Origin of the sequence: Pseudomonas sp. S36 (assembly GCF_016647875.1) — a bacterium.
Taxonomy (GTDB): Bacteria; Pseudomonadota; Gammaproteobacteria; order Pseudomonadales; family Pseudomonadaceae; genus Aquipseudomonas; species Aquipseudomonas parafulva.
Window position 1 is genome coordinate 1 of the sequence record NZ_JACVVG010000105.1, and the last position, 406, is coordinate 406.

General features: G+C 63.1%; 1 pseudogene. It reads right to left on the reverse strand.

Features of this window, described 5'->3' with window-relative positions:
* Positions 1-248, reverse strand: a pseudogene (locus IAE36_RS23490) (hypothetical protein); the annotation flags it as partial.
* Between the last annotated feature and the right edge of the window lie 158 nt (positions 249-406).

Sequence of the window (406 nt, forward strand, 5' to 3'; positions counted from 1 at the left end):
CCCCCCCCCCCCCCCCCCCCCCCCCCCCCCCCCCCCCCCCCCCCCCCCGGCTCGGACGTAGCGTACGACAGTACCAGTGCGGCCAGCATGGCCAGTAGCGCACCATGGCCGAAGCGGGTCTGCACCATGTCGCGCAGGATGAACACCAGCCCACCCCAGGCAGACCAGATGACGTCCAGGTTCGGGGCGCTGGAAAAGGCATAGTTGATCAGCACGACGCTGCTGATGTAGGCGATCAGATAAAGCATGGCGAGTCATCGGTGGGCAAGCCGCACAGAGTACCGCTGGCTTCTTCGCGGGTAAACCCGCTCCCACAGGGAATATGGTTTGCTTATTGAGTCACCGCCCGCACGGTAGCGCAGTACGGATTAGTTGATTAAAAAGCCTGTGGAATTAACTGTCTGCC